We start from the raw sequence: 5,669 nt of genomic DNA on the forward strand, positions 1-5,669 counted from the left end.
TTTAGCAAATAGAACCACTATTCACTAAAAATTTCCGACTTTTTATCCTCAATTTTCTGCCATCCTCGCTACGGGCGCTATTCTCGGACAGCCTCCTAGATACGGCACTAAATGAAATTGTCCTGAGATTTATATCGCTTCATTGACAGAGGTCAACTTTTCGATATTGCTCTTCTCTGTTACTTTTTGTGACAATTGGCGGGCTTTTATTTTCTTAGATGCTGTTCATGATCTTTTATGAAGTAACCAGAAAAAGCGGAAAACAGGCCGCTTTTATTCGCAGTTGCAGTTCACAACTACATTTCGAACAGCTTGTTATAACCCCAAGATAAAGAGTCTTCTTATGCGACAATCATTACTTGGTCAGTGTCTGGCAGAATTTATCGGTACCGGCCTGCTGATTTTTTTTGGTGTTGGCTGTGTGGCTGCATTGGTTCTGGCCGGGGTTGATATGGGACAATGGGAAATCTCCATTGTCTGGGGTATGGGCGTTGCCATTGCCATTTATGTTACAGGTGGTGTATCCGGCGCACATCTTAACCCTGCTGTGACACTGGCGCTGACGGTCTTTAAAAAGTTTCAGGCACACAAAGTCATTCCTTATATTCTGTCTCAGGTCGCTGGTGCATTCACTGCTGCCGCGCTGGTCTACTGTCTCTATCAGGGCTTGTTTATCGACTTTGAAACGACGCAGGGAATTGTGCGCGGAGACGCTTCCAGCCTTGCCACTGCCGGTATTTTTTCTACTTATCCACACAGTGCGCTAAGCAACACTCAGGCTTTCTTTGTTGAATTCTTTATTACGGCTGTGTTGATGATGGGTATCCTCGCTATTGGTGATGACAATAATGGTGTGTCTAATGGCGCTTTATCGGCACTGCTGATCGGGATTCTGATTGCCGTCATTGGTTCATCCTTTGGCCCCTTGACCGGATTTGCCATGAATCCTGCACGGGACTTTGGCCCTAAACTGTTTGCTTATTTTGCTGGTTGGGGTGATGTGGCCCTCACGGGTGCTCGTGCTAATCCTTATTTCTGGGTACCCATTGTCGGTCCCATTTGTGGCGCCATAGCGGGTGCCTGGGTGTATATTCAATGCATTGCACGCCAACTGGAGCCAAAAGACTGAACGACTGCTAGGAGCCTGACCGAGAGTAGCGCCCTTAGCGAGGATCGCGAGAAATTGAGGATAAAATTTCTGCTTCTGAGGAGAGTAGCGGGGCTATTTGATGAAGAAGCAGGGATTTTTAGACCCATTTATCGCAACCGCAGTAGCGCGGTCTATTCTCGGACAGGCTCCTAGCTGCCAAACTCGCTCAATGAAAATCAGTTAATGAGATAACCAGGACATAAAGGATACAATTAAAATGACGGCTCAATATATTGTTGCCTTGGATCAGGGTACGACCAGTTCACGCGCGATTGTTTTCGATAAACAAGGCGCGATTGTCACTACGGCTCAACGTGAGTTTACACAGATTTACCCACAACCCGGCTGGGTTGAGCACAACGCTATGGAAATCTGGGCCACACAAAGCTCCGTGCTGACCGAGGTTCTGGCTAAAGCCGGTATTGATAGTGATCAGGTGGCGTCTATTGGCATCACCAACCAACGTGAAACAACGGTTGTCTGGGATAAAAACACCGGTCAGCCCATCCATAATGCTATTGTATGGCAATGTCGTCGAACAACGGATATTTGTGAACAACTAAAGCGTGAAGGTCTTGAAGAATATATAAAAGCAACAACAGGGCTGGTAACAGACGCTTATTTCTCTGGTACCAAGATCAAATGGTTGCTTGATAATGTTGAAGGCGCCCGTGAAAAAGCTGAAAAAGGCGAACTGCTATTTGGCACTATTGATACGTGGCTGGTCTGGAAACTTACCAATGGTCGTGTCCACGCCACTGATTATACCAATGCTTCGCGCACCATGCTGTTTGATATCAACAAACTGCAATGGGACGACAAGATGCTGGAGATCCTTCAAATTCCCCGTACATTGTTGCCTGAAGTTAAATCCTGCTCGGAAGTTTATGGTCAAACCAATATTGGCGGTAAAGGGGGGACGCGTATTCCCATAGCGGGTGTTGCAGGTGATCAGCACGCGGCTCTGTTTGGTCAAATGTGCCTGGAAGAGGGGATGGCAAAAAACACCTATGGCACAGGCTGCTTTTTGCTAATGAATACGGGTGAAAAGCCGGTGCGCTCCGAACATGGCCTGCTAACGACCATCGCCTGTGGTATTGATGGCAAGGTGACTTACGCCCTGGAAGGCTCAGTATTTATGGGCGGTGCCAGTGTACAGTGGTTACGGGATGAGTTAGGGCTGGTGCGTGATGCTGCCGATACCGAGTATTATGCTTCCAAGGTTAAAGATACCAACGGTGTTTACCTTGTTCCGGCTTTTGTGGGACTCGGTGCCCCCTATTGGGATTCATACGCTCGTGGTAGTATTTTTGGCCTGACCCGTGGTGCTAATCGCTGCCATATTATTCGTGCTACCCTCGAAGCCATTGCTTATCAATCCCGTGATCTGCTAGAGGCCATGCAACAGGACTCTGGTATTCAATTAACCGAACTGCGCGTGGATGGTGGTGCTGTGAACAACAACTTTTTGATGCAGTTTCAGTCAGATATTTTGGGTAAAAACGTACTGCGTCCAAAGGTCGCTGAAACCACTGCTGCCGGGGCTGCCTACCTGGCCGGATTAGCAGTTGGGTTTTGGGATAGCATTGAGACATTAAAAGACCAGGTAACTGACTGCCATACCTATCAACCGGCGATGGAAAAAGAGAAAAAGGCAGAGCTTTACGCCGGCTGGAAAAAAGCGGTCAAACGCTCACAACACTGGGTTGATCAATAAGCAATAAAGCCTTGCTCGATAGCAAGGCTTTGTGCCTTTCTTAACGTGAGTTCGACGCTCTAAAAAACACGGAAGCTCCAGTATCAGCTAGCTTGTGAGTAACACATTCCCAAACTAGCAAAACGGGAGGACTCCCGTGTCCATTACCCGTTTATTCTGTTCTATTGATGATTTCTGCATACTGTTTGTTATGTGGCTGGTTGTTATGCTCTCGAATTCATTTCTTGGCAGGTCAGTTCCTGAATAAATAAAAATTAACCATTAGCTTAAAATAGACAAAGCACGCTACAATCAGAATGAGATAGCTATTCATAATTAAGGCAAGTATTTTTGATTTACTAAAGATGAACACTTTCAAAAAAAATGTTTTATTGCTTGTTGAAAGCAATGATATCATATACTGTCCATTTAAAGCACCACCAAACAACTATTTAGTTTAAGCCGCTAAAATTGATCTGCATCTAATACTACGAACCTGTTAAATTTAAACAAAAAATCAGGTATCTTCATTATGAGGTTGATCCAGCGTTAGCAGAAATAACAATGAGGTTATATTTTTGTGAACCAATTAGAAAATTTCTTTGTCTATATAAGCATAAATTATCTATTATCTAGGAGATGTAATATGAAATTAGGAGCTAACTTGCCAATTTGTGGAGAATTCCAACTGCAAAAAAGTGTTACTGATTCAGGTAAACATAAAGCATCAATACAATTTCAAAATGGACATCTAGGTGGCTTGACCGGAATATTTGGTTCTTTACTTGTTAAAAACTGCCTTCCGGGGAGGGCTAAGCTAGCCGCCGCTTTATTACTGCCGCCATTGGGAGCAATTTGTTTTAAATCTTTGTGTGGTAGAGATGTTACACATGTGGCAAAATTTCAGTATTTTACTCGAGGTGATAATTCGGTCTCTAAATAATCCTGTGTCAGGATAGTTGTCCCGAAAATAGCCGACCAAGAGTGAGCAATGACAATGCATTTGCAGAGTCTGTCTTCAAGACGGTGAAATATTGCCCACAGTGGCCTTCTCAAGGCTTCTTGTCCTTGGAAGACAGCCGACAGTGGATGCTGAAATTTGAGCGGTTTTACAACTGCGAGCACAAGCACAGTTCAATCCGCTTTGTAACGCCTGTACAACGGCACGAGAAAAGGGATCAAAAGATCCTTGAGCATCGGGACCAGGCGTACAGCAAAGCTTGAGAAGCGAATCCTTCACGGTGGTCAGGGCAAACCAGGAATTGGCAACCTGTAGGAGCGGTAGCATTGAACCCGGAGAGAATTTCGGAGTCGGAGGCGTGCTTGAAACAGGCAGCCTAAAATTCAGTTTTCGGGACAACTATCCTGACACAGTGGGGCAGGTATTCCCACGCAGAGCGTGGGAACGAGGCGCTGGATTCAAGCAATAAGTCAACAACACATAACAAGTGGTTCCAGGTGACGCCTACGGCGCAACTGATGCGAGAGTTATGATGTTTATGTTATTTAACGAGTTGATTTAATTCCTGTAGTCTCTGAAAATGATTTTCTAGTAGTTTGTCCATAGGACAAGATGATGATTGATCACTTTCATTTGAGTACAAGTCAAAACTATTTTTATCTATAATTATTCCTGAGTATTCGAGACGAAGATTAGTTTTCTTTAAGTCATTTTTCTTTTTGACTGATACTTTCCAATGGTTACTAGTAGACTTTTCGATCTCACTATGACTTTCTGATGAGCTGGATGATTCATCAGAAGAGTCTGATGAGCTGGATGATTCATCAAAAGAGTGATAACTGGTGACATAAGAGCCTTTCCCCTTGAGTAGATTAGCCTTGCCTGGATAAAAAATCGTGCACCCTTCAGCCAAAAAGTCTGAGATTGCGTCGCAGACCCATTGATATGTTTGTGCGCCTGATTTAGATGCTGTTATATTTAAATCTATGTATCCATCAACAGTGGTATCACCATCATATTCAGATGAATGATGGTCTCGATTGAAGCTGCTTAAGGTTACCTGGATATCAGAAGGTGGTAACTTATGGCTATTAGATATAGTTTGCTTCAGGTATTCGGCAGTTAGGGTCAGGTAATTACCATATTGGTTGTCGCCAGCTAAAGATAAATTTGCTATTAACAGCATGAAGCAGAATATTGGCAGATTCATTACCGCGTCCATTTTTTAAAACAAAGGAATAGTATAGAACATCTTGAAGAAAGAATAGGGAAAAGAATAGGACATCCAAAAAAAGAATAGAAGAATAGAGAGAAGAATAGGATATCCATGGAAAAGAATAGAGAGAATCGAAAGAATGAAAGAATAGGAGGATGTAATTTAATGTGTGTAAACGCTTGTCGTTAACCCTCCAAAGAGGAGAATAACAATGAGCGTTACACTCGACGATAAACTGATCGACCAAATAGCCTCCCAGGTTAAAACTCAGGATGACCTGGCTGACCTTAGCCGACAGCTACTTAAAGCGGCTGTAGAGCGTGTTATGGCGGCTGAGCTGGAAGCCCACCTTGGTTACTCAAAGCATGCTCCTGAAGGCAAAAACTCCGGTAACAGCCGCAATGGCCATAGCAAGAAGACGCTCAAAGGAAACTTTGGCGAGGTCGAGATCAACCGTCCCAGAGACCGCAATGGGGATTTTAAGCCCCAACTGATTGCCAATGGTTCAAACCCGTATCAACAAACTGGATGAGCAGATTCTGGCTCTCTATCCAGAATCGAAAGAGGACTCCCGCCGAGCTAGGCGGGTGGTGAATTTCGTTCAGCCCGTCTAGGGCTTATCTTGGTTTCTGATATATTCGGCAAT

The 5,669-nt window shown here is 44.2% G+C and carries 6 protein-coding genes; 5 read left to right on the plus strand and 1 reads right to left on the minus strand.

What is annotated here, in order from left to right:
• The first annotated feature begins 343 nt into the window (after positions 1-343).
• The 4 genes from V4C51_RS16805 (at position 344) to V4C51_RS16820 (ending at position 4,070) form a co-directional block, all read left to right on the plus strand.
• Positions 344-1,129 carry an MIP/aquaporin family protein gene (locus V4C51_RS16805; RefSeq protein ID WP_330927335.1) on the plus strand — a complete coding sequence of 262 codons (786 nt, stop codon included), beginning with the start codon at positions 344-346 and terminating at the stop codon, positions 1,127-1,129.
• 238 nt (positions 1,130-1,367) lie between these two features.
• The gene (glpK, locus tag V4C51_RS16810) at positions 1,368-2,867 is read left to right on the plus strand and encodes a glycerol kinase GlpK (protein ID WP_330927336.1); all 1,500 of its coding nucleotides are present in this window, start codon (positions 1,368-1,370) and stop codon (positions 2,865-2,867) included.
• A gap of 625 nt (positions 2,868-3,492) precedes the next feature.
• Positions 3,493-3,789, plus strand: coding sequence for a hypothetical protein (locus tag V4C51_RS16815; protein WP_330927337.1), 297 nt, complete (start codon positions 3,493-3,495; stop codon positions 3,787-3,789).
• A gap of 2 nt (positions 3,790-3,791) precedes the next feature.
• Entirely contained in the window at positions 3,792-4,070 is a 279-nt protein-coding gene (locus V4C51_RS16820) for an integrase core domain-containing protein (RefSeq protein WP_420797688.1), read from the plus strand.
• A 278-nt stretch (positions 4,071-4,348) separates the two neighbouring features.
• Here V4C51_RS16820 and V4C51_RS16825 read toward each other — a convergent pair whose 3' ends face one another.
• Positions 4,349-5,017, minus strand: coding sequence for a hypothetical protein (locus V4C51_RS16825; protein WP_330927338.1), 669 nt, complete (start codon positions 5,015-5,017; stop codon positions 4,349-4,351).
• 217 nt (positions 5,018-5,234) lie between these two features.
• Between V4C51_RS16825 and V4C51_RS16830 the strand changes: the two genes are divergently transcribed.
• The gene (locus tag V4C51_RS16830; protein ID WP_330927339.1) at positions 5,235-5,555 is read left to right on the plus strand and encodes a transposase; all 321 of its coding nucleotides are present in this window, start codon (positions 5,235-5,237) and stop codon (positions 5,553-5,555) included.
• Positions 5,556-5,669 lie beyond the last annotated feature (114 nt).

Source organism: Candidatus Sororendozoicomonas aggregata (assembly GCF_031528575.1).
GTDB lineage: Bacteria > Pseudomonadota > Gammaproteobacteria > Pseudomonadales > Endozoicomonadaceae > Endonucleibacter > Endonucleibacter aggregata.

Excerpts from the sequence above, each read along its gene's own strand:
- V4C51_RS16830 (WP_330927339.1), top strand. The coding sequence starts at position 5,235 with ATGAGCGTTACACTCGACGATAAACTGATCGACCAAATAGCCTCCCAG.
- V4C51_RS16805 (WP_330927335.1), top strand. The coding sequence starts at position 344 with ATGCGACAATCATTACTTGGTCAGTGTCTGGCAGAATTTATCGGTACC.
- V4C51_RS16815 (WP_330927337.1), top strand. The coding sequence starts at position 3,493 with ATGAAATTAGGAGCTAACTTGCCAATTTGTGGAGAATTCCAACTGCAA.
- glpK (WP_330927336.1), top strand. The coding sequence starts at position 1,368 with ATGACGGCTCAATATATTGTTGCCTTGGATCAGGGTACGACCAGTTCA.
- V4C51_RS16825 (WP_330927338.1), bottom strand. The coding sequence starts at position 5,017 with ATGAATCTGCCAATATTCTGCTTCATGCTGTTAATAGCAAATTTATCT.